Origin of the sequence: Phytoamicus setariae, assembly GCF_016722925.1 — a bacterium.
In the GTDB taxonomy this organism is placed as follows: domain Bacteria; phylum Pseudomonadota; class Alphaproteobacteria; order Rhizobiales; family Rhizobiaceae; genus Rhizobium_E; species Rhizobium_E setariae.
Genome location: NZ_JAEQNC010000011.1, coordinates 67,567 through 90,769 on the forward strand (window position 1 = coordinate 67,567; position 23,203 = coordinate 90,769).

At 59.1% G+C, this 23,203-nt stretch carries 20 protein-coding genes and 1 riboswitch; of the genes, 9 read left to right on the forward strand and 11 right to left on the reverse strand.

Features of this window, described 5'->3' with window-relative positions:
* Nucleotides 1-96: 96 nt before the first annotated feature.
* From JJB09_RS19010 to JJB09_RS27160, 4 genes are all read right to left on the reverse strand, one after another.
* Nucleotides 97-783, reverse strand: a complete 687-nt coding sequence (locus JJB09_RS19010; RefSeq protein WP_201661831.1) for a thiamine ABC transporter ATP-binding protein — start codon at nt 781-783, stop codon at nt 97-99.
* The gene (gene thiP / locus JJB09_RS19015; protein ID WP_201661833.1) at nt 780-2,378 is read right to left on the reverse strand and encodes a thiamine/thiamine pyrophosphate ABC transporter permease; all 1,599 of its coding nucleotides are present in this window, start codon (nt 2,376-2,378) and stop codon (nt 780-782) included. Before thiP ends, JJB09_RS19010 begins: the two co-directional genes overlap by 4 nt.
* A gap of 24 nt (nt 2,379-2,402) precedes the next feature.
* The gene (thiB, locus tag JJB09_RS19020; RefSeq protein WP_201661835.1) at nt 2,403-3,407 is read right to left on the reverse strand and encodes a thiamine ABC transporter substrate binding subunit; all 1,005 of its coding nucleotides are present in this window, start codon (nt 3,405-3,407) and stop codon (nt 2,403-2,405) included.
* 41 nt (nt 3,408-3,448) lie between these two features.
* Nucleotides 3,449-3,561, reverse strand: a riboswitch (TPP riboswitch).
* A 63-nt stretch (nt 3,562-3,624) separates the two neighbouring features.
* On the reverse strand, nt 3,625-3,906 hold the full coding sequence (locus JJB09_RS27160) for a ribonuclease E inhibitor RraB (protein WP_201662159.1): 282 nt from the start codon (nt 3,904-3,906) through the stop codon (nt 3,625-3,627).
* Between the two features lie 205 nt (nt 3,907-4,111).
* Between JJB09_RS27160 and JJB09_RS19030 the strand changes: the two genes are divergently transcribed.
* From JJB09_RS19030 to JJB09_RS19040, 3 genes are all read left to right on the forward strand, one after another.
* Nucleotides 4,112-5,248, forward strand: a complete 1,137-nt coding sequence (locus JJB09_RS19030) for a calcium-binding protein (RefSeq protein WP_201661837.1) — start codon at nt 4,112-4,114, stop codon at nt 5,246-5,248.
* Between the two features lie 324 nt (nt 5,249-5,572).
* The gene (leuB, locus tag JJB09_RS19035) at nt 5,573-6,685 is read left to right on the forward strand and encodes a 3-isopropylmalate dehydrogenase (RefSeq protein WP_201661839.1); all 1,113 of its coding nucleotides are present in this window, start codon (nt 5,573-5,575) and stop codon (nt 6,683-6,685) included.
* 81 nt (nt 6,686-6,766) lie between these two features.
* Nucleotides 6,767-7,438: a phosphatase PAP2 family protein gene (locus JJB09_RS19040; protein ID WP_201661841.1), complete on the forward strand. Its 672-nt coding sequence runs from the start codon at nt 6,767-6,769 to the stop codon at nt 7,436-7,438.
* Between the two features lie 48 nt (nt 7,439-7,486).
* On the opposite strand, the gene JJB09_RS19045 is transcribed toward JJB09_RS19040, so the two are convergent.
* Nucleotides 7,487-9,361: an MFS transporter gene (locus JJB09_RS19045; protein ID WP_201661843.1), complete on the reverse strand. Its 1,875-nt coding sequence runs from the start codon at nt 9,359-9,361 to the stop codon at nt 7,487-7,489.
* 468 nt (nt 9,362-9,829) lie between these two features.
* Here JJB09_RS19045 and JJB09_RS19050 point away from each other — a divergent pair, with 468 nt between their 5' ends.
* Nucleotides 9,830-10,852, forward strand: a complete 1,023-nt coding sequence (locus JJB09_RS19050) for an aspartate-semialdehyde dehydrogenase (protein ID WP_201661858.1) — start codon at nt 9,830-9,832, stop codon at nt 10,850-10,852.
* A 153-nt stretch (nt 10,853-11,005) separates the two neighbouring features.
* Nucleotides 11,006-11,827, forward strand: a complete 822-nt coding sequence (locus JJB09_RS19055) for a lytic murein transglycosylase (protein ID WP_201661861.1) — start codon at nt 11,006-11,008, stop codon at nt 11,825-11,827.
* A 43-nt stretch (nt 11,828-11,870) separates the two neighbouring features.
* Here the strand turns inward: JJB09_RS19055 and JJB09_RS19060 are convergent, their stop codons facing one another.
* Both JJB09_RS19060 and pdxY read right to left on the reverse strand, forming a co-directional pair.
* Nucleotides 11,871-12,533 carry a carbonic anhydrase gene (locus JJB09_RS19060; RefSeq protein ID WP_201661865.1) on the reverse strand — a complete coding sequence of 221 codons (663 nt, stop codon included), beginning with the start codon at nt 12,531-12,533 and terminating at the stop codon, nt 11,871-11,873.
* Between the two features lie 16 nt (nt 12,534-12,549).
* Nucleotides 12,550-13,425, reverse strand: coding sequence for a pyridoxal kinase PdxY (gene pdxY, locus JJB09_RS19065; protein ID WP_201661868.1), 876 nt, complete (start codon nt 13,423-13,425; stop codon nt 12,550-12,552).
* A 211-nt stretch (nt 13,426-13,636) separates the two neighbouring features.
* Between pdxY and JJB09_RS19070 the strand changes: the two genes are divergently transcribed.
* The 3 genes from JJB09_RS19070 to JJB09_RS19080 all read left to right on the forward strand — a co-directional run bounded on the left by JJB09_RS19070 (nt 13,637) and on the right by JJB09_RS19080 (nt 16,820).
* Nucleotides 13,637-14,965, forward strand: coding sequence for an MFS transporter (locus JJB09_RS19070; protein ID WP_201662161.1), 1,329 nt, complete (start codon nt 13,637-13,639; stop codon nt 14,963-14,965).
* An 86-nt stretch (nt 14,966-15,051) separates the two neighbouring features.
* On the forward strand, nt 15,052-15,738 hold the full coding sequence (locus JJB09_RS19075) for a peroxiredoxin (protein ID WP_246748792.1): 687 nt from the start codon (nt 15,052-15,054) through the stop codon (nt 15,736-15,738).
* 44 nt (nt 15,739-15,782) lie between these two features.
* Nucleotides 15,783-16,820 (forward strand): MBL fold metallo-hydrolase, encoded by a 1,038-nt coding sequence (locus JJB09_RS19080; protein WP_201661869.1) that lies wholly within the window; start codon nt 15,783-15,785, stop codon nt 16,818-16,820.
* A gap of 66 nt (nt 16,821-16,886) precedes the next feature.
* Here JJB09_RS19080 and purH read toward each other — a convergent pair whose 3' ends face one another.
* The 4 genes from purH to htpX form a co-directional block, all read right to left on the reverse strand.
* A complete protein-coding gene (purH, locus tag JJB09_RS19085; RefSeq protein ID WP_201661870.1) occupies nt 16,887-18,500 on the reverse strand; it encodes a bifunctional phosphoribosylaminoimidazolecarboxamide formyltransferase/IMP cyclohydrolase in 1,614 nt (537 codons plus the stop codon).
* Nucleotides 18,501-18,596: 96 nt separating this feature from the next.
* Nucleotides 18,597-20,297, reverse strand: coding sequence for a heparinase II/III family protein (locus JJB09_RS19090; RefSeq protein ID WP_201661873.1), 1,701 nt, complete (start codon nt 20,295-20,297; stop codon nt 18,597-18,599).
* 129 nt (nt 20,298-20,426) lie between these two features.
* Nucleotides 20,427-21,806 (reverse strand): RsmB/NOP family class I SAM-dependent RNA methyltransferase, encoded by a 1,380-nt coding sequence (locus tag JJB09_RS19095; protein ID WP_201661876.1) that lies wholly within the window; start codon nt 21,804-21,806, stop codon nt 20,427-20,429.
* Entirely contained in the window at nt 21,803-22,858 is a 1,056-nt protein-coding gene (gene htpX, locus JJB09_RS19100) for a zinc metalloprotease HtpX (protein ID WP_201661879.1), read from the reverse strand. Before htpX ends, JJB09_RS19095 begins: the two co-directional genes overlap by 4 nt.
* A 99-nt stretch (nt 22,859-22,957) precedes the next feature.
* Here htpX and JJB09_RS19105 point away from each other — a divergent pair, with 99 nt between their 5' ends.
* Nucleotides 22,958-23,158: a DUF1674 domain-containing protein gene (locus JJB09_RS19105; RefSeq protein ID WP_201661882.1), complete on the forward strand. Its 201-nt coding sequence runs from the start codon at nt 22,958-22,960 to the stop codon at nt 23,156-23,158.
* The last annotated feature ends 45 nt before the right edge of the window (nt 23,159-23,203 follow it).

Below are 23,203 nucleotides of genomic sequence, written 5' to 3' on the forward strand. Positions count from 1 at the left end.
TTTATCCGATTTCACCACTTATTGCATAGCACAAATTGCTGGGAATCCGAGGACGAGCATGAGAATAAATCAGACCATTTTGAGGCTGCGAATAGATTAGGCGAAATATTTGCCTAGCCCTGCCCAACTGGTTGGGTTGCCACAATACACGACACGGCCATCGTCGATTTCGACCACTTGGTCGGCAATTCGCACAACTTCACGTCGATCATGGCTTATCATCAGCACCATCATAGCGTTTTGCCGCTGGAGGCGCGTCAGAAGATCGCCCATCTGGTGACGCAATTCCTCGTCGAGACTGGCAAACGCCTCGTCAAGCAGCAGAAACGGGCGCCTTCGCACCAGAGCGCGTGCGAAAGCCACACGCTGTTTTTCTCCTCCCGAAAGCGCCTGGGTCATTCGTTTCTCAAATCCTGACAGCCCCACATCCGTCAGCGCACGGGAAATGGCGTCGCTGTCGCCTGCTGACAGGGTCAGCGTCGGCGAAATGCCGAGCGCGACATTTTTCTGGACGTCGAGATGGGCAAACAGATTGTGGTCCTGGAAAATGTAGGTGAGGGGGCGCTTGCCCGGTGCAATCCCGGTCACCTCCGCGCCGTTCATCGATATCGAACCGCCCGATGGTTCCTGAAAGCCTGCGATCAGGTGAAACAGGGTGGACTTGCCGGACCCGGATGCACCCGTGATTGCCACGATTTGCGGCCCCTCGAGCGCGAGGTCATAGTCAAATGTGCGGGCACCCAGATGCGCGGTCACGTGTTCCAGCCTCAGTGCCGGCGTCATGCTGTTTCCTCTTTCTTGCGGCGATCTGTCCTTATCGCTGGTAACATCAGGACAAGGCAGAGAGTTCCCAGGATAAGGGACAGTCCCGCCGCATCGGTTGTGCGATAGCTGCCGAGTTTTGCATAGAGCAGCGACGGCAGGGTGATGAAATTGTCGCTGCCGAACAATGCGATTGCCCCCATGTCACCGAGAGAAAGTGCAAGTGCAAAGCTCAGCGCCGTCATCAGCGGTGATTTCAGCGCCGGCCAATCGACAATACGCAAACGCGCAAAACCATGAATATCCAGGCTGTCCGCCAACCGTGCGGTTCTCAGAGCATGCGTCTTGAGTTCAGGGCCAAGGATCCGGCTGGTGAAGGGCAGGGCCATGACGGCATTGATGGCGATCACCATCGCCACAGCCGGATTGCCGCCGACACCCGCCTTGAGGAGGAAAATGAACCAACCCGCCCCAAGCGCCAGCGGCGGTATCAGCAGCGTAAACTCCGGCAGACGAAACAGGCCGCCAATCGGCCTTGTCACGGAAAGAGAAAGTCGGGCCCGCGCAATCAGGTAAGTCAGCAGCACGGCCGAGCATCCGGCAGATGCGGCCACGATGAGGCTGGTTCGCAGCGCTTGATGAAACAGGCTATCGGTCAACAGTCGCGCGAGATCCGATTGCGCCCCCGAAATCAGGATCGCCAGCAACGGTGTCCCGACAAAGAGGGCGAAGAGCGCAATCGTCAGGACATCACGAAGGACGGCCGGCCGGCTTTTGCCGTCGGGCCGGAAAGGTTCGCCGGCGTTGGCGGTACGATCCTGTTCGGGATCCGGAAACCAACTCAGCAGGATAAACACCAAGCCGGTCAGCGCGAGCTGCAACAGGCTGAGCAGCAGGGCCCGTGATGGGTCGAACTCGAATTTCAGTGCCTGGTAGATCGCCACCTCGAGGGTGGAAGTCGCTGGCCCGCCTCCGAGCGTCAGCACGATGGTGAAGCTTGTAATGCACAGCATGAAAATCAGGCCGGCTATTCCCGGCAGGACCCGGACGATAGCCGGCCATTCGACAAACCGGAAAAGCGAGAAGCGAGGAAAATCCAGCCCGGCGGCAAGTTGCCATTCGCGTCTCGGCACATGCGACAGCGCCCTCAACATCAGGCGAGCGGCGAGCGGCAGGTTGAAGAACACGTGCCCGAGAAGAATGCCGCCAAGGCCGTAGATCGAAAAGCCAGTGTCGATGCCTGCGATCTTCAGGAGATCGTTCACGACACCCTGCCTGCCCCAAATTTCCACCAGACCGAAAATGGCCGGCAACACCGGCAAACCCAGCGGCAGGATCATCAGCGCAACGAGCAACGACCGCCCGAGGAAATCGTGCCGTCGGGCCATGGCGAGCGCCACCGGCAGAGCGAAAATGAGCGACAACGCGGTGGATGCGAGCGCCTGACCGATGGTGAACAGTGTCACCCCAAAGATGTAGCCGAGCGGCGGCCAGGACGAACCTCCGCCGCCGGCAATAACGAGCATCATGATCGCGACCGCACAAAAGCCGATGATCAAGGCCAGCCCGACAGAGCCGGCCAGGATCCAGATACGCGCCTCCAGAGTGCGATTCATGATGCAGGGAATCCGGCTAAGTTGTTACTTCATGCTCATGGCAGCGAGCCATTCATCCACCCATGCCTTGCGCTTGGCCGCAGCCTCGGCAGCCGGAATGGTCAGCGTCTTGGCCGGATGCACGAGCTTGTCGAAAACCGGGTTCAGCGGCTTGGAGGTTGCCGCAACCGGCATCATCCAGTTGTTTTCGGGAATGATGTCCTGAAAGTCCGGCCCGATCATGAATTTGAGGAATGCCTGGGCAAGTTCCTTGTCCTTCGCGGCCTTGGTGATCCCGGCAACCTCGATCTGGATCGGATGGCCTTCGGAAAACTCTACGGCCTGGTAGCGGTTCACGTTTTCGGCGATCATGTGGTAGGCGGGTGAGGTCGTATAGGACAGGACCATCGGCGCTTCGCCCTTGGTGAACAGGCCATAGGCTTCAGACCAGCCGGGCGTCACCGTCAGGATTCTTTTGCTGAGCTTTGCCCAAGCTTCCGGCGCCTTGTCGCCATACACAGATTTTACCCAGAACAGCATCCCGAGACCGGGCGTCGAGGTACGCGGATCCTCGATGACGATTTTCTCGGCCGGATCGCCGTCGACCAGGTCGTGCAGGCTTTTCGGCGGGTTCTTGACCTCATTCGTGTTGATGATGACAGCGAAGTGCCCATAGTCGTAGGGGACAAAAACCGGATCTTCAAACCCGCCGGGCACCTTGACTGCAGATGTGTCGATGCCGTGATCGACAAACAGGCCGGTTGCCTTGGCTTCCTCGGTCAGGTTGTTGTCGATGCCGAGCACAATGTCGGCCTTCGATGCCGCGCCTTCCATCTTCAGGCGGGTGAGAAGCGCTACGCCATCGCCGAGGCTGACATAATTGACCGTGCAGTCGCAGGACTTTTCGAATGCCGCCTTGACCTTGGGGCCGGGGCCCCATTCGGAGGTGAAGCTTTCATAGGTGTAGATGGTCAGCGACTTCTGGGCCGCTAGTGCGGGAAGGGAAAAGACTGCGAATGCAGCGGCAGCAAATAGGGAAATCCTGCGCATGAGCGCCTCCTTGGTTTCATAAAAAACGGGAATAGGGCGCTTGCGATGTGCCGTCTAATCCCTCCGCCGGTATGAGCCGGATCAGGTTCTGCGGGTCGGTCGAAACCTCTCAGCCCAGGACCGTTTCCGGCCGAGGACACCCCGTTAGAGCAAAGCGACATGTAGACCTGCATCTGGCGAATGGCAAGAGGGCGGATGAGCGAGGAGAATTCTCAGGTCAATCCTGGGCAATATCGCTGGCATTGAAGCAACCCCAGTCATCGTTTTCGCCGTCAATTGGTCGGGCGGCAGAGCCGAGATAGTCCTCCAAACTGCTTATGTCGGCATGATCCGGCACCATATGCCTGACAACCAGGACATCCCAGGGACGCTGTTCATCAGCATCGGATTTGCGGTAGCTGAGCTTGAGCCCATCGTGATGAATTGCTTCACAAAATGCGATGTCTGATGCTTCATTCGGAAAGATAACGTTGAAGTCAATATTTCTTGGCGCGGTCAGGCTATCAAACCCGAACGTATGCGCCGCAGAACATCACCGTTTTCATTATCTGGAATATTTTCAATCTCAATCACTTTATCGTCCATGAACTGAGTCAGCATCAGGAAATACTGATGCACGGCCTGTAAGTTGTTTTGAAACACTTTCCTGACATTCTAAGCCCATTGAACGGCGGGAGAAGAGCTTCCGAACCGAGGGGGATATTATGGCTCGATATACTGGTTTGGTACGCACGGAAGTGGTTGTGAAGGAAGAAGACCATGGCACAGTTTCCAATTCCGCCATTCTGCTTTCCGGCATGGTTATGAAGGGATCGGCGACAGCCCTTGTCGAAGGCACCCTGCAGGGCTTTGGACGTGGCGACGCGCTGCGGGTGGATAAGGGAGATCGCTGGAACATTCAGATTTCCGAGACTGGTTTTGTCGCTGGCAATGAAATCGGCATCCGGATCGAAGGCGACAATGGATCGCTCGCGAATTCCGGGCGGATCGTTGCACTCGGAGCTGCAGTGTATATTAGGGGCAACAACAACGAGTTCCGGAATGAGGGCTTCGTTGGTGGTGGAAGAGAAGGCCTAATGATGGAGCGTGGTCAGATCGTCAACGAGAAATCAGGCCAAATCATCGGCGATGCGTATGGCGCCATCGGGGAAAACATTGAGAATTATGGCCGGATTTCCGGCGAAACCGCGGTTTTTCTCAACGGCTCCGGCACCTTGATCAACAGGGGAGTAATCGACGGCAATGTTCGCTGTGGTGGGAGCAACGATCTTATCGACACACTTGGTGGAACGATAAACGGCGTCGTTCGGGCTGGGTATGGCAACGACATCTTGATAACCGACGACGCCCGGATTCTGCTTGTCGATGCACGCAGTGGCGGCAATGACACAGTGAAATCGACCGTCAGCTACAAACTGTCGGACAATGTGGAAAGGCTGGTCCTGCTGGGCAAGGGGGACACTGACGGCAAAGGCAACAACCAGAGGAACACGCTGGATGGAAATGAAGGCGCCAACAAGCTTTCCGGGATGGGTGGAGATGACGTGCTGGATGGTCGAAAGGGCGATGACGTCCTCAGCGGTGGATCCGGCAGGGATGTCTTTATGTTTGCTGTCGGCGACGGTAAGGACACGATCACCGATTTCGCGGTATCCGATGTCGGGCAATCGCCCCACGATGTGATCGCTCTCAGATCCTGGCACGACATTCGAGACTACGAAGTCCTCTGGGAGCATGCGCGCAATGAAGATGGCAACGTCGTGATCGAAGCCGAAGGCGACAGCATCACTCTGCTGAACGTGCATCTGAGTGAGCTCACACGGGACCACTTTTATTTCTAAGCACTTGAGTTCCGCAACACATTGCCTTCCCCCGCAGGGAGGGTGATGCGCGCGGCAACGAAAAACGCAAGCAGGAACTGACGGCAGGGCGCTCCGGAACCGGCGAAGACTTCACCATTTGCGCATCGTTTTCCGCGATCCGCATTTGGTTGCGTCGGTGCGGCCAAATGCGGGGAAGGTCCTGATTCACGTGAAACCGCTGTTGCCTGACGCTGGGCACGGCAAGCGAAGGCGTACCGGAATCGCCCGGATTGGCTTGAAAAGCGGGGCTTTGGGGACTATGGGAACCCCAGTTTCAACCCTTCGATTTGGAAAGTTCAGGCAATGACCGTACGCAAGCTCCTTCTTCTTCCCGGTGATGGCATCGGCAAGGAAACCATGGCCGAAGTCCGTAAGTTCATTGTGGCGATGAACGACAAGTTCAACGCCGGCTTCGAAACCGAGGAAGGTCTGGTCGGCGGCTCTGCCTATGACGCCCATGGCGTCGCGATTTCCGAGGAAGACATGGCGAAAGCCATGGCCGCGGATGCCGTGCTGTTTGGCGCCGTCGGCGGCCCGAAATGGGACAGCGTCCCCTATGACGTCCGCCCGGAGGCCGGCTTGCTGCGCCTGCGCAAGGATCTCGCCCTGTTTGCCAACCTTCGTCCGGCCATCTGCTATCCGGCGCTTGCCACCGCTTCCTCGCTCAAGCCGGAAGTGGTCGAAGGCCTCGACATCCTGATCGTCCGCGAACTGACCGGCGGCGTCTATTTCGGTTCGCCGAAGGAAATCATCGACCTCGGCAACGGCCAGAAGCGCGGCATCGACACACAGGTCTATGACACCTATGAGATCGAGCGCATTTCCGCCGTGGCCTTCGAACTTGCGCGCACCCGCAAGAACAAGGTCTGCTCGATGGAAAAGCGCAACGTCATGAAGTCGGGCGTGTTGTGGAACGAGGTGGTGACTGCCACCCACAAGGCGAAGTTCTCCGACGTCCAGCTCGAACACATGCTGGCCGATGCCGGCGGCATGCAGCTGGTGCGCTGGCCCAAGCAGTTCGATGTCATCGTCACCGACAACCTGTTCGGCGACATGCTGTCCGACATCGCCTCGATGCTGACCGGCTCGCTCGGCATGCTGCCGTCGGCCTCGCTCGGCGCACCCGATGCGACCACCGGAAAGCGCAAGGCGATGTACGAGCCCGTACACGGCTCGGCGCCCGATATTGCCGGCCAGGGCATCGCCAACCCGATCGCCATGATCGCATCCTTTGCGATGTGCCTGCGCTACTCCTTCAACATGATCACCGAAGCTGACAACCTTGAACGCGCCATCGCCAATGTGCTCGAGCAGGGCATCCGGACCGGCGACATCATGGCTGAAGGCGCCAAGAAGGTCGGCACGACGGAGATGGGCGACGCAATTCTCGCCGAATTCCTCAAGCTTTCTGCTTGAATCTGAAATCAGGGGCCGCATATTTCCTGCATGACAGAGAAAACGCCCGGCCCCTTTTCCAGATTTAGAGTTCACTACGAAATGACGAAATCAGAGCACCGGCCCTTGCCGGTGCTCTATCCATTTGCAGCGATCGTCGTGCTTGTCCTCTTCGCCTTCCTGTTTCTCGACCGCCAGGCAGCTGTCATGTCCGGGCACTGGCCTGGCTGGCTTTCAGGGCCGTCGGCTGCCATCACCGATGTCGGCGCGTCCTGGTGGATCCTGACCCTGACGACCCTGGTGATATTCGCTGCGTGGGCATGGAAGCAATTTGCTCGATCGGATTTCGCCGGGCGAATGAGCACAACTATCATTTCGATGTGCTTTTACGTGCTGATCTCCGTCGGACTTGCCGCACTGATCGTCAACATCATCAAGCGGCTGATCGGTCGTCCCCGTCCGTTCATGGCGGATGATCACGGGATTTTTTCGTTCAACCCTTTGGCGCGCAATTTCGATTTCGAAAGCTTCCCATCCGGCCATGCCACGACAAACGGCGCCTTCTTCATGGCGCTTGCCCTGTTGTTTCCGCGCTTCCGGTGGCCGCTTCTCGTCATCGGCGTTTGCTTCGCGCTGACCCGCGTATTCATCGGCGTGCATTTCCCCAGCGACGTAACGGCGGGCTTCGGCTTCGGAATGTGGTTTGCGTTTGCGGTCGCCGTGTGGTTCTCCCGCTACGGCATTGTTTTCGACAAATCGCTGCGTCTGAAATGAAAAACCCGGCGCGAGCGATCGCGCCGGGCGTTTGTTGGATATGAGAACTCAGAGTGCGTGCACGTCGTTGTTCTTGGTCTCCTTCAGGAAGAGCATGCCGATCACCAGGCTCATGACTGCAATCACGATGGGGTACCACAGGCCGTAATAGATATCGCCGGCCGAGGCGCTCAATGCGAAAACGATTGCGGGCAGGAAGCCACCGAACCAGCCATTGCCGATATGATAGGGCAACGACATGCCGGTATAGCGGATGCGGGTCGGGAACATTTCCACCAGCATCGCCGCGATCGGGCCGTAGACCATCGTCACATAGATGACCAGCACGGTAAGGATTGCGATGACCTGCACCCAGTTGATCTGGGACGGGTCTGCAACGATCTTGAAGTCGCCACCGCCCGGTACCTTGTAGACCGCCAGCTCCGTCGCCCCATTCAGATCCGCTGCCGTCGCAATCTTGTCACGGATCATCTTGGCCGCAGGCAGAGTTTCCGGAGTTATTGCCTTGATCTGCTCCTCGGTGAGGTTCAGCTCCGGATTGGCTGCAACGAAGGCCGCAATCTTCGGTTCGGGAACCATCGCCGCGCCACGTGCCAGGGGATAGCCGGCATCTTTCAGTGCGGTGAAGGAGGCCTTCTGGAACTTCGCCGTGTTCGCCTTGGCGTCATCGCCGGCATTGACATAGCTCGGAATAACGGTTTCGCCGATCTTGACGCTTGCAACCGTTCCCGCAGCTGCCGGAACGATGTCATAGGCGATCGAGTTGCGGGCAAGGAATTCGGTTGCCACGTCGCAGGTCGTGGTGAATTTCTTGGTCCCCGTCATGTTGAACTGGAACGAGCAATCCTTCGGATCGGCCGTCACCGTAGCCTTGATCGTCTGCTGGGCTGTGTAGAGGGCAGGATTGCCCGCCCAGGTCAGCGCCTTGAACAGCGGGAAATAGGTTACCGCTGCCAGCAGCAGACCTGCCATGATGATCGGCTTGCGGCCGATCTTGTCCGACAGCCAACCGAACACGACAAAGAACAGTGTGCCGATCGCGAGCGATGTCGCCACCATGATGTTGGCGTCCTTGAGCGGGATTTTCAGCACGTTCTGCAGGAAGAAAAGCGCGTAGAACTGGCCGGAGTACCAGACGACGGCCTGACCGGCGACGGCGCCGAATAGCGCGAGCAGCGCGATCTTGGCGTTCTTCCACTGGCCGAAGGCCTCCGTAAGCGGCGCCTTGGAGCCCTTGCCTTCCTCCTTCATCCGCTTGAAAGCCGGCGACTCGTTCATCTTCAGCCGAATCCAGACCGATACGCCAAGCAGGACGGACGAGAGCAGGAACGGAATACGCCAGCCCCACTCGGCAAAGTCATCGGCGCTCATCATCGACTGGATGAAGAGAATGATGACCAGCGACAGAAACAGGCCACCGGTCGCCGTCGTTTGGATCCACGACGTATAGTAGCCACGACGGTCGTCTGGTGCATGCTCGGCGACATAGGTCGCGGCGCCGCCATATTCGCCACCGAGGGCCAGGCCCTGGAGCATCCGCAACACAAGCAGGATAATCGGCGCTGCAATGCCGAGCGTCGAAGACCCAGGCAGCAGGCCGACGATGAAAGTCGACAGACCCATGATCAGGATGGTGATCAGGAAGGTGTATTTACGGCCAACGAGATCGCCGAGCCGGCCGAAAACCAGCGCGCCGAACGGCCGGACCAGAAAGCCAGCGGCAAAGGCTAGCAACACGAAAATGTTGCGGGTCGTTTCCGGATAGGAATTGAAGAAGGCGTACCCGATATAGACGCCGAGCGAACCGTACAGATAAAAGTCGTACCATTCGAACACGGTACCGAGCGAGGAAGCGAAGATGACTTTCTTCTCCTCGCCGGTCATTTTGCGCGATCTGGGCGCGCCGACGGCAATGTCTGTCATGATGGTATCCTCCAGGAAATCGCCGCAGCACCTCTCCTCAAAGGCTTCCAGACTGCGCGCGTGGTGTCAGAATGCCAGAACCGCAGGGGGTCCGGCAGCCTTGCTTTGGGATTATGACCAAAGTCGTAGGTGCGTCGCACCATCGGCAAAATCACGCGCGCGCGTCGCGAACCGCTTGACTCTCCGGCAAAAGCGTCTAGAGGAAACGCTGTAAGAAGGAACAGCTCATGAGCGGTGGCATTTCAGCACCTGAGTTCATGCGCCGCCCGGACATCAGGTCCGGCGGACGTTCTTTCTTTTCTCCAGTTTTCAAAACCTGGGCCAAAAAAACGACGACGACTACCGTCTGACGTTCCTGGCCCGCCGCTCTCTCCCCGGCTTTAGGCCGGGAGCAGAACCCGACGCGGTCTGCGCTTCGTGGTTCAAACCCCAAGCAACCGGCGGAGAGAAGAGAAAGAGACGATCAAAATGGGTTTCAAAGTTGCAGTCGCAGGCGCCACCGGCAATGTCGGTCGCGAGATGCTCAACATCCTGTCAGAACGCGGGTTTCCCGCTGATGAAGTCGTAGCGCTTGCCTCCAGCCGTTCGGTTGGCACGGAAGTGTCCTACGGCGACAAGACCCTGACCGTCAAAAATCTCGAAAACTACGATTTCGCCGGAACCGACATTTGCCTGATGTCCGCTGGTGGAGCGGTTTCGCTCAAGTACTCGCCGAAGATCGCCGCACAGGGCTGCGTGGTCATCGACAATTCTTCGTCCTGGCGCTACGACTCGGAAGTTCCGCTGATCGTCCCGGAAGTCAACCCGGATGCTATCGCCGGCTTCCGCAAGAAGAACATCATCGCCAACCCGAATTGCTCGACCGCCCAGCTGGTCGTCGCCCTGAAGCCACTGCACGACAAGGCCAAGATCAAGCGCATTGTCGTCTCGACCTATCAGTCCGTCTCCGGCGCCGGCAAGGAGGGCATGGACGAGCTGTTCAACCAGACCCGTGCGGTCTTCGTGGCCGACCCGATCGAATCCAAGAAGTTCACCAAGCGCATCGCCTTTAACGTCATTCCGCACATCGATAGCTTCATGGAAGATGGCTATACGAAGGAAGAGTGGAAGGTGCTGGCTGAAACCAAGAAGATGCTCGATCCAGCGATCAAGGTCACCTGCACCGCCGTGCGCGTGCCGGTGTTCATCGGCCACTCCGAATCCGTCAACATCGAGTTCGAAAACGAGATCACGGCCGACGAGGCACGTGACATCCTGCGCGATGCGCCGGGCTGCCAGGTCATCGACAAGCACGAGAACGGCGGATACATAACGCCTTACGAATGCGCTGGCGAGGACGCAACCTATATTTCGCGCATCCGCGAGGATGCAACCGTGGAGAACGGCCTCAACATGTGGATCGTTTCTGACAACCTTCGCAAGGGCGCTGCGTTGAACGCAATTCAGATTGCGGAACTTCTTGTTAACCGTGGCCTGTTAAAGACGGCTTAACGCCGCTTAACCATTTCGTCAGGCGAATATTTCCCCCGCAAGAAACGTCTGTTCTTGCGGGGTTTCGTCTTGAAGTAGATTTAGGCAGGCTGATTTTTTTGATTTTAGGCGATTCGGCGCTGGAAAATGCCGGATTTGCGGATGAGGACACCCATGATCACGACACGGAAAGTATTTGCAGCGCTTGCACTGTTTGCGGCGTCCTGTTCCTTTGCGGCGACTGCCGAAGCTGCATCCTGCGGCAACACGTCAGCCGGTTTTGACGATTGGGCTGCCGAGTTCAAAAACGAGGCGGCGGCAAATGGCATCGGCCAGCGGACCCTCGACAAGGTGTTTTCCCAGGTTTCCTACAGCAAGGCGACCATTCGCGCCGACCGAGGCCAGAAAAGCTTCAAGCTGTCGCTGGACGACTTCATGCGAAAGCGTGGTGCCACCACCATCGTTTCTCGCGGCAAAAAGATGAAGAATGCCAATGCCGCGCTCTTTGCGTCGATTGAACAACGCTACGGCGTGCCGGCCGGCCCGTTGATTGCCATCTGGGGCATGGAAACCGGCTTCGGTTCCTTCATGGGCAAGGAACACACGCTTTCGGCGGTCGCCACTTTGGCCTTTGACTGCCGCCGCTCGGACTATTTCACTGATCAGTTCTACGCCGCGCTGAAGCTGGTCGAAAACGGCACGCTTCCGGTCAACGCCAAGGGTGCGGCACATGGTGAAATCGGCCAGACGCAGTTTCTGCCGAAGAACGTCCTGAAATATGGTGTCGACGGCGACGGCAACGGCCGCATCGACATGGTCGGTTCGCGCGCCGACGCGTTGGCCTCCACGGCCAACTTCCTGCGCGGCCATGGCTGGCGCGCGGGCGCTGGCTACCAGCAGGGCGAGCCGAATTTCGGGGCAATTCAGGGCTGGAACGCGGCGACCGTGTATCAGCAGGCAATCGCAATCATGGGCGCACAAATCGACGGGCAGTGAGCTGCCCCTTGCACGCAATAAAGGCGGCTCATGGCCGCCTTTTTCATGTCTCCTCGGCTTCGTCCTCGATTGCAGGACGGGTAAAATCGCCGGTATCTGGGTTCATCGTCCAAAGCTCGCCGGTTGAGATGTCGAACCAGGCGCCGTGAACCGTCAGGCTGCCCTTCTTTTCCAGAATATCGACACAGGGAAACGTCCGAAGATTCTCGATCGAATTGCGGATCGAGATCCTCTCAAGCGCGCGTTGGCGCTCGGCTGCCGTCATGAAGTCGTAATGCTGCACCTGCTCTGCCGCCGGACGCAGAAGGCCCATCCACTTGCCGATGAAATCGCCGGGCGAAAGCGGATTGCCATCGCTGTTGAGCGCGGCGTGAATGCCGCCGCAGCGGCCGTGGCCGAGCACCACGATCTCGCGGATCTTCAGGCCCTGGATGGCGAATTCCAGCGCCGCGGAGGTGCCGTGATAGTGGTCGTCGGGGCCGTAAGGCGGAACCATGTTTGCGACGTTGCGAACGACGAACAACTCGCCGGGCCCGCTATCGAAGATGGTCTCCGGCGCCGAGCGGGAGTCGCAACAGGCGATGACCATCGTCTTCGGAGCCTGGCCGGTTTCCGCAAGTGCCCGGTATCGGTTGGACTCGCCCGCGTAGCGCCCTTTCATGAAAGACCTGTAACCACAGATCAAGTGATCCGGAAATTCGCACATGGTATTTCCCTTCTGCTTACTTTTTTCTGGCTCGCGACGGATGCACCAGCTGCCTGAGTTGGACCATGGCCATCGGAGTGGAGAAACTCGAGTAATCCTCGGAAAGCATCAATTCATCCGCACCGCGCTTGACAGAGCGCGCCAGGATCTCGAACACGGACGCGGTCGTCATCTGCAAGGCACGCTCATCAGTCTCTCCCTTCAGGATTCGGGACAGGAAGAGCGCTGAAGTCAGATCGCCAAGCCCGTTCGGCGGATTTCCGACCATGCGGTGTTCCGCCAGCATTGCGTAACGATCCGTCAGAAGCAGATTGCCGATGCCGCCAGTCATCATTGGCACTGAAGACGTCACCAGCACCCGGCGCGGCCCCAACGACAGGGCGGCATCCATGATCTCGGTGTTGGTCTCGAGGGCTGCGCCGACGAGCCAGGCCAGTTCATAGCGATTTGGCGTCGCAATATCGGCAAGCGGCAGCAAGCGGTCACGGATTGCCGTGGCAACTGGCTCCGGTACGTAGAGCCCCTTGAGATCGCCGATAACTGGGTCGCAGAGGCAGATCATAGATGGATTTGCGGCCTTCAGGGCAGACACCAGGCGTGCCGCGGCGTCCACCTGACCGGCATCGCCGAAATAGCCGGTAATCACGGCCTTCACGCCAGCGGCCCAAGGAGATCGGATGATATCGTCAATCGCCGAGGAGAATTGCGCTTCAGGTATGACAATCCGGGTGGAGGGACCATGACCGGGGTGCCACGGCAGGATGACCGTCGGCATGGACCAGACTGGATGCCCCAACGTTTCCAGACTGAAAACGATGGCGCGGTTGCCGACGGACCCGCGTACGACATGGCTCGATATGGCGATGATTTCTGCCGGGCTGGCCCTGTCCATCGTTTCGCATTCCCGCCTTTTATTTCGCACCTTGATTGCCGCAGTGCAGCGAAATGTCAACTGCCTTGGACGAGACAGCGCGCGCGATCACATCTTGAATGTGTATGGTTGAAATGCCACTTTGCCACGTCAGCGCGCCAGGGAAACGCAAGTGACTGAAATCTCTTTGATATCCGAAAGGAAGGCAAACCGGCGGGCAATCTTCGGCTGGATGATGTTCGATTGGGCCGCGCAGCCTTTTTTTACGGTCGTCATCACATTTGTATTCGGACCTTACTTTGCGGCACGAATGGCTACCGATCCGGCTGCCGGCCAGCTTGCCTGGAGCAACGTTGGCACCATTTCCTCGATCATCATTGCCATTCTGTCGCCGATCCTCGGCTCCGTTGCCGACGAAACAGGCAACCGCAAACACTGGATCGGCTTCTTCGCGACGATCAAGATCGTGTCGCTCTCGGCGCTCTGGTATGCGGCGCCGGGCAGTTCCTTGCTGGCGATCGGCATGTTGATAGTCCTGGCATCGATCGCGGCGGAATTCTCGATCGTGTTCAACGATTCCATGATGACGCGGCTGGTCTCCCGCGAAAGTGTCGGCAAGATCTCCAATATCGCCTGGGGGCTTGGTTATGCCGGCGGCCTTATCGCCCTGTTCTTCGTGCTGCTTTTTCTCGCGGGCAGCCCGACAACGGGCAAGACGATCATCGGCATTACACCACTTTTCGGTCTCGACCCTGCGACGGGTGAAGATGCACGCGTCACCGGGCCGCTTGCCGCAGTCTGGTATCTGATCTTCATCCTGCCGATGTTTTTCTTCACCCCGGACAGCTCCAAGCACGTGCCGATTGGCACCGCGACGCGCAGCGGATTGCGCCAACTCGGCAACACCTTGAAGGACCTTGTCAGCCAGACCGGGCTCATGCGGTTTTTCGTCTCCCGCATGCTCTATCAGGATGGCGTCAATGCGCTCCTTTTCCTCGGTGGCGCCTATGCGGCAGGCATGTTCGGCTGGCAGACCACAGAAATCGGACTGTTCGGCATCATCCTCGCCTTTGTCGCGATCTTCAGCTGCGTCATCGCCGGCTATCTCGACAACATCCTGGGTTCGAAGGTCGTGGTGGTGATCGGACTAGTCATGCTGATTGCCGCAACTACAGGCATCATATCGACCGGGCTGGATTTCACGCTATTCGGCCTGCTACCGCTTGCTCCGGGTGATAGCGGCGGGTTGTTCGGAACCGCTGCCGAGAAGGCCTACATCCTGTATGGTGTGTTGATCGGGCTGGCCTTCGGACCGGTCCAGGCATCCTCCCGCTCCTATCTCGCAAGGAGTGTCAGCAGCGAGGAGGCGGGCCGCTACTTCGGTATCTATGCACTGTCCGGACGCGCCACGTCGTTTTTGGCAACCGCCATCAACAGCGGCTTGATTTGGCTGACGGCCTCGCCGCGGATCGGCATGAGTTCGTTGATCGGCTTTTTCGTAATCGGCCTGATCTTGTTGCTCCTCACGCCCTATCCCGCGGATCGCGGCGAACAACAATAGTGCACTATGCATCGAAGCTCAGTCGGAGTATCGGAGCGTGTCGAGTAACCCCAATCGATCCCCGGAAAGGGACTAAGGAGAGGTAAATGGACACAACATCAATGCACCCCAAAGCGCTTGCCCTCAACGATACGGCGCCCGATTTCACCGTCCAGACAACCGAGGGCGTAATCCAGTTTCACGACTGGATCGGCGATGGTTGGGCAGTGCTATTCTCGCATCCCAAGGATTTCACCCCTGTCTGCACCACCGAACTCGGCTACATGGCGCGGATAAAGCCCGAGTTCGACAGGCGCAGCGTGAAGATCATCGGACTGTCCGTAGACCCTCTGGACCGCCATGCCGATTGGGCCAGCGATATCGCGGAAACGCAAGGCACTGCGCCGAATTTCCCGATGATCGCGGATGTCGATTACAATGTCTCCAAGCTCTATGGTATGCTGCCGGCACCTGTTTCCGGCGATCCGACCAAGCGCACCGCGGCAGACAACCAGACAGTGCGAACCGTCTTCGTCATCGGTCCTGACAAGAAGATCAAGCTGATGCTGATCTATCCGATGACGACCGGCCGCAACTTTGACGAGGTGCTGCGGGTCATCGATTCGCTCCAGCTCACGGCCCGGCACAAGGTGGCGACGCCGGTGAACTGGCAGCAGGGCGATGACGTCATTATCGCAGGGTCGGTGTCCGACGAAGAGGCCAAGAAACAGTATCCCGATGGCTGGAAGGCGCCCAAGCCCTATATTCGCATCGTCCCGCAACCCAAAAACTAGGATAGGGCTCTTGCCGGCGTTCGGCACTGAAAAAGGAGGAGCAGATGATTTTCCGACAGCTTTTCGATCAGACGTCCGGCACCTATTCCTACCTCCTCGCCAGCCGCGCCGGCGGAGAGGCTCTGATCATCGACCCCGTACTGGAAAAGGTCGACCGCTATCTGACACTAATGCGGGAACTTGATCTCCGGCTGGTCAAGGCGGTCGATACACATCTGCATGCCGATCACATCACCGGCCTCGGTGCGCTGCGCGACCACACGCAGTGCATCACCGTGATGGGCGAGCAAACCAAGGCTGACGTGGTGTCGATGCGACTTTCCGACGGCGACAAGCTGACCGTCGAGGGACTGTCGCTCGACGTAATCTACACACCCGGCCACACGGACGATTCCTACAGCTTCGTGCTTCCGGACCGCGTCTTTACCGGCGACACACTGCTGATCCGCGGGACCGGGCGGACGGACTTCCAGAACGGCGATCCGCGGCAGCAATACGACTCGATCTTCGGCCGCCTGCTGCGGCTGCCAGAACGCACGCTCGTCTATCCTGCCCACGATTACAAGGGCGACACGGTCTCCACGATCGGCGAGGAGAAAGCCCACAATCCCCGCCTGCAGGTGAAGTCGGTGGAGGAGTATGTCGAGCTGATGAACAATCTGAAGCTCGCCAATCCCAAGATGATGGACGTCGCCGTACCAGCCAACATGACGATCGGCCTGCACCAGGAAGAGGTCGCGCGGCAAGGCTGGTCGGTGGGGGTCACGGAGGCGCTGGTGTTTGCTGGCAATCCTGAAGTTGCATTCATTGACCTTCGCGAGCACGCCGAACGGGAGCGCTACGGCATCATACCGGGTTCGCTTCATGTTCCCTATCCCGCGCTGAAGGACCATATTGCCGAGGGCGGCATGCTGCACGATCTTGCCCGCAGGAAGGGCAAGCAGCTTTTGTTCTATTGCGCCTACGGTGAGCGGTCAGCGATGGCCGTTCAGGCGGCGCAGGATGCCGCCCTGCGGCTCGCCCGCCATCTCGAAGGTGGGATCGCGGCCTGGACATCGGCCGGAGGGCCGATCGAGCGGTGAGCACTCACTTTGCCGCGATGCAAGCTACAGCTGCTTGCACGCCGGATCGATATGACCTCGTACCGATTAGTGCCGGAAATGACGCATACCGGTGAAGACCATCGCCACGTTGTGTTCGTTGGCCGCATCGATGACATCCTGATCGCGCATCGAGCCACCCGGCTGAATGACGGCTGTCGCGCCCGCTCCGACAATCGAAAGCAAGCCATCGGCGAAGGGCAGGAATGCTTCGGATGCGGCGGCCGATCCCTTGGTCAGCGGCACCGCCCAACCGGCGGTCTTGGCTGCTTCCTCCGCCTTGATGCCGGCAATACGGGCGGAATCCACCCGGCTCATCTGGCCGGCGCCGATCCCAGCTGTCTGGCCGTCCTTGGCATAGACGATGGCATTCGACTTGACGTGCTTGGCGACCTTGTAGGCGAACTTCAGGTCCTCAAGTTCCTGGGCGGTTGGCGCGCGCTTGGTGACCACCTTGAGGTCGATATCCTCGATCATGCCATTGTCGCGGGTCTGTACCAACAGGCCGCCCGAGACAGTCTTGGCGGTGAGGCCGGCAGCGCGCGGATCCGGCAGTCCGCCAGTCACCAGCAGCCGCAGATTGGCCTTCTTCGCGATGATCGCCTTGGCGTCTTCTGTTACATCCGGCGCAATGATGACTTCGGTGAACAGCTTGACGATCTCGGTGGCGGTCTCGGCATCGAGCAGCGAATTCAGCGCCACGATGCCGCCGAAAGCCGAGGTCGAGTCGCAGGCGAGCGCCTTGAGATAGGCATCCCGCAACGTTCCGCCGGTCGCGACCCCGCACGGATTTGCGTGCTTGATGATCGCGCAGGCCGGGCCTTTTTCGGGCGTGAACTCAGCCACCAGCTCGAAAGCAGCGTCTGTGTCGTTGATGTTGTTGTAGGAGAGCTGCTTGCCCTGCAGCAATGTCGCATTGGATACGCCAGGCCGCGTGTCGCCGGTGACATAGAATGCCGCCTTCTGGTGCGGATTCTCGCCGTAGCGCATCTCTTCGCGAAGCACGCCGCCGATCGTCCGATAGGCCGGCGTGTCGATTGCAAGATCCTCGGCCAGCCAGTTCGAAATTGCTGTGTCGTAGGCAGCTGTACGCGCATAGGCCTTCTGGGCCATCCGCTGGCGGAACGCGTAGGGTACAGTGGCGCCTTTGCCAAGCAGATCGATCACCGCCTGGTAATCCGACGGATCGGTGAGAACGGTGACATAGGCATGGTTCTTGGCCGACGCACGGATCATTGCCGGTCCGCCGATGTCGATATTCTCCACGCTTTCGGCATAGTCCTCGCCGCGCGCCCTGACTTCCTCGAACGGGTAGAGGTTGATGACAGCAAGGTCGATGCTGCTGATACCATGGGCCTTCATCGCGGCGCGGTGCTCGGCATCGTCGCGGATCGCCAGCAGGCCGCCATGCACACGCGGATGCAAGGTCTTGACGCGACCGTCCATAATCTCCGGAAACTCCGTGACCTCGGATACGTCGGTTACCGCGATACCGGCATCGCGCAGCGCCTTGTAGGTACCGCCGGTCGAAAGGATACGCACACCATGTCCGGCAAGTGCGGCGGCAAAATCGACAATCCCGGTCTTGTCGGACACCGACAGCAGCGCTGTCTCGATCTTCACCAAATCCGGAGCCGGAATGCGCTTGGAGTGAACAGCCATGGACCTACCCTCAATTTGAATGGATGCTAATTGAAGGTGGCGTTAGCATATGCAGCACAGTGATTAAACCGGAAAGTCACCGTGTTGCCGGACTTTTCAAACCACCGGCACCGCCGGTTTTCTGGTCATGACCCACTGTACTTCCGACACTTCGCCAACCCGGAAGGACAGTTCGATCTGCCGCGAGGCGCGTATGCCGCTCGGATCGGCAAAAAACACGTCGTCCTCGATGTCGATTTCCGTGTCGGCGGTGGAGAAAAGCCAAGTCTCGCCATCCGGCGCGACCAGCCGGACTTCATGCCTGCTGACGGGGCGGATGTCGACCTGCGGATGAATGTGGAAGCGGATGACAGCCGTATCCTCCACCGATGCATCGGGTTCTGCCCCGTCAGCCGTCATCAAGCGGTCCCGGCCGCGAATACGCGACCCAGCTTCATTGAGATGGATCATTCGCTCGTGGATGAGCCCGAAGGGTTCGAGATAGCCATCATGCGATGCGACCAGCTCCTCGACGCCATCCGCCGAATCCCGCCGCTCCATTTTCACCGAAGTAACACCGTCGGCGAAAATCGGCCCTGATATCGCCGACCGCGATATGCGGCTGGAGGAAGTATCGTTCACCGTAACCGTCGAATGCGCAGCGGTTGCGCGCGACAGCTGTCGGTAATGCTCGCCCGCAAAACGCGGTGCGCCTGAATTGATGATGAACCGGTATCGCCCCGACGACATTTCGAACGACAGGCAACCGGCGTGCGCCGTCTTCGACATTTCCGCCGTCATCGGAGTGCCGGTATCGACAAGGATGACGGTATCTCCGAGCGCGAGCCGCTGATAGCGGACATGAGGAAGCGCCTTGAAGGGTTTGCCCGCTGTCTCGTCGTAGCGGAGCACTGACATCAGCTCATTGGCAAGCGTGGTCGTCGCTCCGTTGAACAGTGCAAGCTCGCCACCTTGATGACGGAAGAAGCGCAGGGCGGGGTACATCCGGTCGATTGCGGGAATAAGGCGGACAGGAACGTCGTGACCGAGATTGACATAGGTCTGGCGCAGCGGCAGCAAATCCAGCAACAACTCCAGGCCGGTTCTCGGGTTGCGCGATATGTGTCCGCCATCGGACAGGATCTGCCGGTCGAGTTCCGCATTGAGGAGCTGTGCCGCCCGCTTTATCCTGCGCCCCGAGGACGGGATCGAGACCGAGGCTGCGGCCAGCGCGATCCGAACCCGCAGACGCGCCTCGCCATCGGCGACATGATGGGCGATCTTTTCCAGGTAGCGAACCTGTGCGGTCAGGCTTCTGAGAAACCGCCTGTAGAAGCGAATATCGGCGCCCTTGAGCAGGACGGTGGAATGGGAAAGCCAGGCGATGATGCGTTGCGCAACAATATCCGCCTCCCAGGCCACTCCAGTGATCCGCCGGCCATGAATGGCGAGCCAGTCTGCTGCCAGCTGTCGGGCGACCTCACTGTGCGTATCCGATCGCGAGGCGCGCACATGCCGCAACCAGGAGAAACTGTGAAGGCGATGAGCGAATTCGCGCGACGGAAGCTCCAGCGTAAACGGCGACTTACCATCGGCAGCCAGCATCCGTCCCGCAAGTGCGAAGCGGCCGGCCGCGATTTCTTCGGCGATGAAGGGGTCGGAAGCTCGAAGATCGGTCGGGGCAACGATCAGCCTGTCGGGAATTCTGCGCAGGGAGGGCAACGCGATCGCCCGCCACGCAGCAAAGCGCAACGATGAACGGCGCTTGGCCTCCCGCAGGTAATGCATCAGGTTCCTGTGCCGCCGTGATACGCCCATTCCGCCGCTGCTTTTATTTTTCTAATTTAATTAAGTTACTAATACACACACGGTCAATCGTTCGCATCTGTTGACCCGAATTGGAACAGAAAAGTTTGTCCGGCAATATGGCTGAAATGGCGCGGGCGACTATTGCTTTCGCCGGATCACGGCGGCGAAAAAACCATCCATGCCGCCGAGCGTTGCAGGGGTTGTGCGTATCTCACCAAGCTCGGTGATGGCCTCTTCCAGCCCCGGCCAATCCTGCTTTGCGATCGGTGCCCGCTCAGCATTCGGGTTGGCACGCAGGAATTTCTCCACAACTTCTTCACCCTCGAGCCTGTCGAGCGAACAGTTGGAAAAAACGATCGTGCCGCCGGGCCGCACGAGAGCGAATGCGCTGACGAGCAAATTATACTGCACGCGCGCCAGCGTCTCGATGTCATCGACGCCTTTGGTCCACAGCACATCGGGATGACGACGGATGGTGCCGGTCGAAGAGCAGGGTGCATCGAGCAACACCGCGTCGAACGGCTCAGCCGGCTCATATTCCTCAAGGCGCGCATTGACGATCTCGGCCGTCAGCCCCAGTCGATCGAAATTGCTCTTCATCCGTTTGATGCGGCTTGCCGATTGTTCGACTGCCGTGACATTGGCGCCCTGTACGATCAGCTGGGCAGTCTTGCCGCCAGGCGCCGCGCAAAGGTCGGCAACCCGCTTTCCCTTGATGTCGCCCAACAGGCGGGCGGGAATGGCAGCGGCGGCATCCTGAACCCACCAGACGCCGTCGGCAAAACCTGTCAACTCGGTGACCGCGCCGTCGAACTTGTCCAGTCGAACGGTCCCGGTCGGCAGGACGGTGCCGCCCAGAGTATCTGCCCAATGCTGCGGATCCGATTTTACCGTGAGATCGATCGGCGCGAGCTTGAGGTAGGCTTCGGCAATGGCAGCAGTCGTTTCCTTGCCATAGGTGGCGACCAGCCGCTTTTCATACCAGGCTGGCAGCGGCGAAACAGCTTTGCTGACGCCTTCCAGCACATCGTGCTTTTCGCGACCGAGCCTGCGCAGCAACGCATTGACGAGATTGGCAAAACGGCTGGAGCGGGGATCGCGGCGCGCCTGTTCCACCGCGATGTCGACGGCGGAATGATCGGGCACATCGAGAAACAGGATCTGCGTCGCTGCCACGGAAAGAATGTGGCGCAAATGACTGGCGCCTTCCGGCAACGGCTTGTCCAGGTAGCTGTTGAAGATCGCGTCGATCCACGTCAGGTGGCGCAGGCCGGAGTTGAGGATGGCGCGCACAAGCGCCCTGTCCTGCAGGGAGAGCACGCTGAAGGCCGGATTTCCGTGATGGTCGTCGAGCATGCCGTCGAGCGGCGTTTTCTGGCCGATGACCGCGCTCATGATCTTGACGGCCGCAGCCCGCGCCTGAAAGCCGGGCTTGTCCGGCTCCGCCGTGCGGGGAGTGCGCCCCTTGCCGTGTTTCGCGGCGGGATGCTGGCTGCGTCGGCCGTAATCTGAGGTCAAGAATAAGGTCCTTCGGGTGGTTTGTTGTTGCCGCGCCCCCAGGTAACATTCGGGACCGAACGGCCTTTGGTCGCGGGCTTATCAGGCGCCGGCTCGGTAGTCGAGGGTCCCCATGGACCGGTGCGGGCATTTTCCGGTGCCGAACCCTGCTGTTGCGGGCGTCGCTCGCTGCCTTCTCTCTGGACAGGGCGTGGCTGACGAGCCTGCGGCTGGCCGCTCCGCGCCATATCCTGAAGTGCGGCAATGCGATTTTCCGTGTTCGGATGGGTCGAGAAAAGATTGTCCATTCGCTCGCCGGACAACGGATTGATGATGAACATATGAGCAGTGGCGGGATTTGCCTCGGCATGCGCGTTCGGGATCTGGTGGGCTGTATTGGCGATCTTGTCGAGCGCTGAAGCGAGCCACAGGGGATTGCCGCAGATCTCTGCGCCGCGGCGGTCGGCCGCATATTCCCGCGTCCGGCTGACTGCCATCTGCACCAGCATTGCCGCAAATGGCGCGACAATCGCGGCAATGAGCCCTGCGATCGGATTGTGCCGCTCTCCATCGCGGGAGCCGCCAAAGAAGAAGGCGAAATTGCCCAACATGGAGATGGCACCGGCAATCGTCGCCGTGATCGTCATCGTCAGCGTATCTCGGCTTTCAATGTGAGCCAGTTCGTGGGCCATGACGCCTGATACTTCTTCGGGCGTCAGGCGCGCGAGCAACCCGGTCGAAGCCGCCACAGCCGCATTCTCCGGATTGCGACCGGTAGCAAAGGCGTTCGGCTGTTCCTCATTGATCAGATAGACCTTCGGCATGGGCAGGTTGGCACGTGCCGCCAAGTCGCGGATCATGCCGAAGAATTCCGGCGCATTGCGCTCGTCCAGTTCCTGGGCGTCATAGGCGCGCAGCACCATGTTGCCGGAGTTCCACCAGGAAAAGACATTCATGCCTGCAGCAACGACAAGTGCGATCATCATGCCGCCCCGTCCGCCGATCAGGAAACCGACGGCCATTAAAAGCGCGGTCAGGAATGCAAGCAGCATTGCGGTTCGGAGGAAATTCATCCCTTTCTCCCTGTCGGTGGTCTTTGCCTTGTCGGCAATACTGCCTTATAGAATGGTGTAGGCGCGCTTAAAGTTCAATACAACAGGCAGGTTACGTGCATGACCGCGGCAGACAATGACAACGCTGAAACCGGCAAAAAGCCCTTGACGCCAGCCGCCATCCGAGCCCTCAAGGAAGCGGAAGAACGCCGAAGGCTGCAGCCCTCCGAGTCCACGCCGGTCGAGATTGGCGGGCGCGGCGGTGCCGATCCGGCCCGCTATGGTGACTGGGAAGTCAACGGCCGAGCAATCGACTTCTAGTGTGTGAAATAATTCCTATTTACTAAGTATCCGTCGCGGAATATA

What these genes read in the sequence shown, in the direction of transcription:
- JJB09_RS19010 (WP_201661831.1), bottom strand. Translation starts at nt 783, where the DNA reads ATGACGCCGGCACTGAGGCTGGAACACGTGACCGCGCATCTGGGTGCC.
- thiP (WP_201661833.1), bottom strand. Translation starts at nt 2,378, where the DNA reads ATGAATCGCACTCTGGAGGCGCGTATCTGGATCCTGGCCGGCTCTGTC.
- thiB (WP_201661835.1), bottom strand. Translation starts at nt 3,407, where the DNA reads ATGCGCAGGATTTCCCTATTTGCTGCCGCTGCATTCGCAGTCTTTTCC.
- JJB09_RS19030 (WP_201661837.1), top strand. Translation starts at nt 4,112, where the DNA reads ATGGCTCGATATACTGGTTTGGTACGCACGGAAGTGGTTGTGAAGGAA.
- leuB (WP_201661839.1), top strand. Translation starts at nt 5,573, where the DNA reads ATGACCGTACGCAAGCTCCTTCTTCTTCCCGGTGATGGCATCGGCAAG.
- JJB09_RS19040 (WP_201661841.1), top strand. Translation starts at nt 6,767, where the DNA reads ATGACGAAATCAGAGCACCGGCCCTTGCCGGTGCTCTATCCATTTGCA.
- JJB09_RS19045 (WP_201661843.1), bottom strand. Translation starts at nt 9,361, where the DNA reads ATGACAGACATTGCCGTCGGCGCGCCCAGATCGCGCAAAATGACCGGC.
- JJB09_RS19050 (WP_201661858.1), top strand. Translation starts at nt 9,830, where the DNA reads ATGGGTTTCAAAGTTGCAGTCGCAGGCGCCACCGGCAATGTCGGTCGC.
- JJB09_RS19055 (WP_201661861.1), top strand. Translation starts at nt 11,006, where the DNA reads ATGATCACGACACGGAAAGTATTTGCAGCGCTTGCACTGTTTGCGGCG.
- JJB09_RS19060 (WP_201661865.1), bottom strand. Translation starts at nt 12,533, where the DNA reads ATGTGCGAATTTCCGGATCACTTGATCTGTGGTTACAGGTCTTTCATG.
- pdxY (WP_201661868.1), bottom strand. Translation starts at nt 13,425, where the DNA reads ATGGACAGGGCCAGCCCGGCAGAAATCATCGCCATATCGAGCCATGTC.
- JJB09_RS19070 (WP_201662161.1), top strand. Translation starts at nt 13,637, where the DNA reads ATGATGTTCGATTGGGCCGCGCAGCCTTTTTTTACGGTCGTCATCACA.
- JJB09_RS19075 (WP_246748792.1), top strand. Translation starts at nt 15,052, where the DNA reads ATGGACACAACATCAATGCACCCCAAAGCGCTTGCCCTCAACGATACG.
- JJB09_RS19080 (WP_201661869.1), top strand. Translation starts at nt 15,783, where the DNA reads ATGATTTTCCGACAGCTTTTCGATCAGACGTCCGGCACCTATTCCTAC.
- purH (WP_201661870.1), bottom strand. Translation starts at nt 18,500, where the DNA reads ATGGCTGTTCACTCCAAGCGCATTCCGGCTCCGGATTTGGTGAAGATC.
- JJB09_RS19090 (WP_201661873.1), bottom strand. Translation starts at nt 20,297, where the DNA reads ATGGGCGTATCACGGCGGCACAGGAACCTGATGCATTACCTGCGGGAG.
- htpX (WP_201661879.1), bottom strand. Translation starts at nt 22,858, where the DNA reads ATGAATTTCCTCCGAACCGCAATGCTGCTTGCATTCCTGACCGCGCTT.
- JJB09_RS19105 (WP_201661882.1), top strand. Translation starts at nt 22,958, where the DNA reads ATGACCGCGGCAGACAATGACAACGCTGAAACCGGCAAAAAGCCCTTG.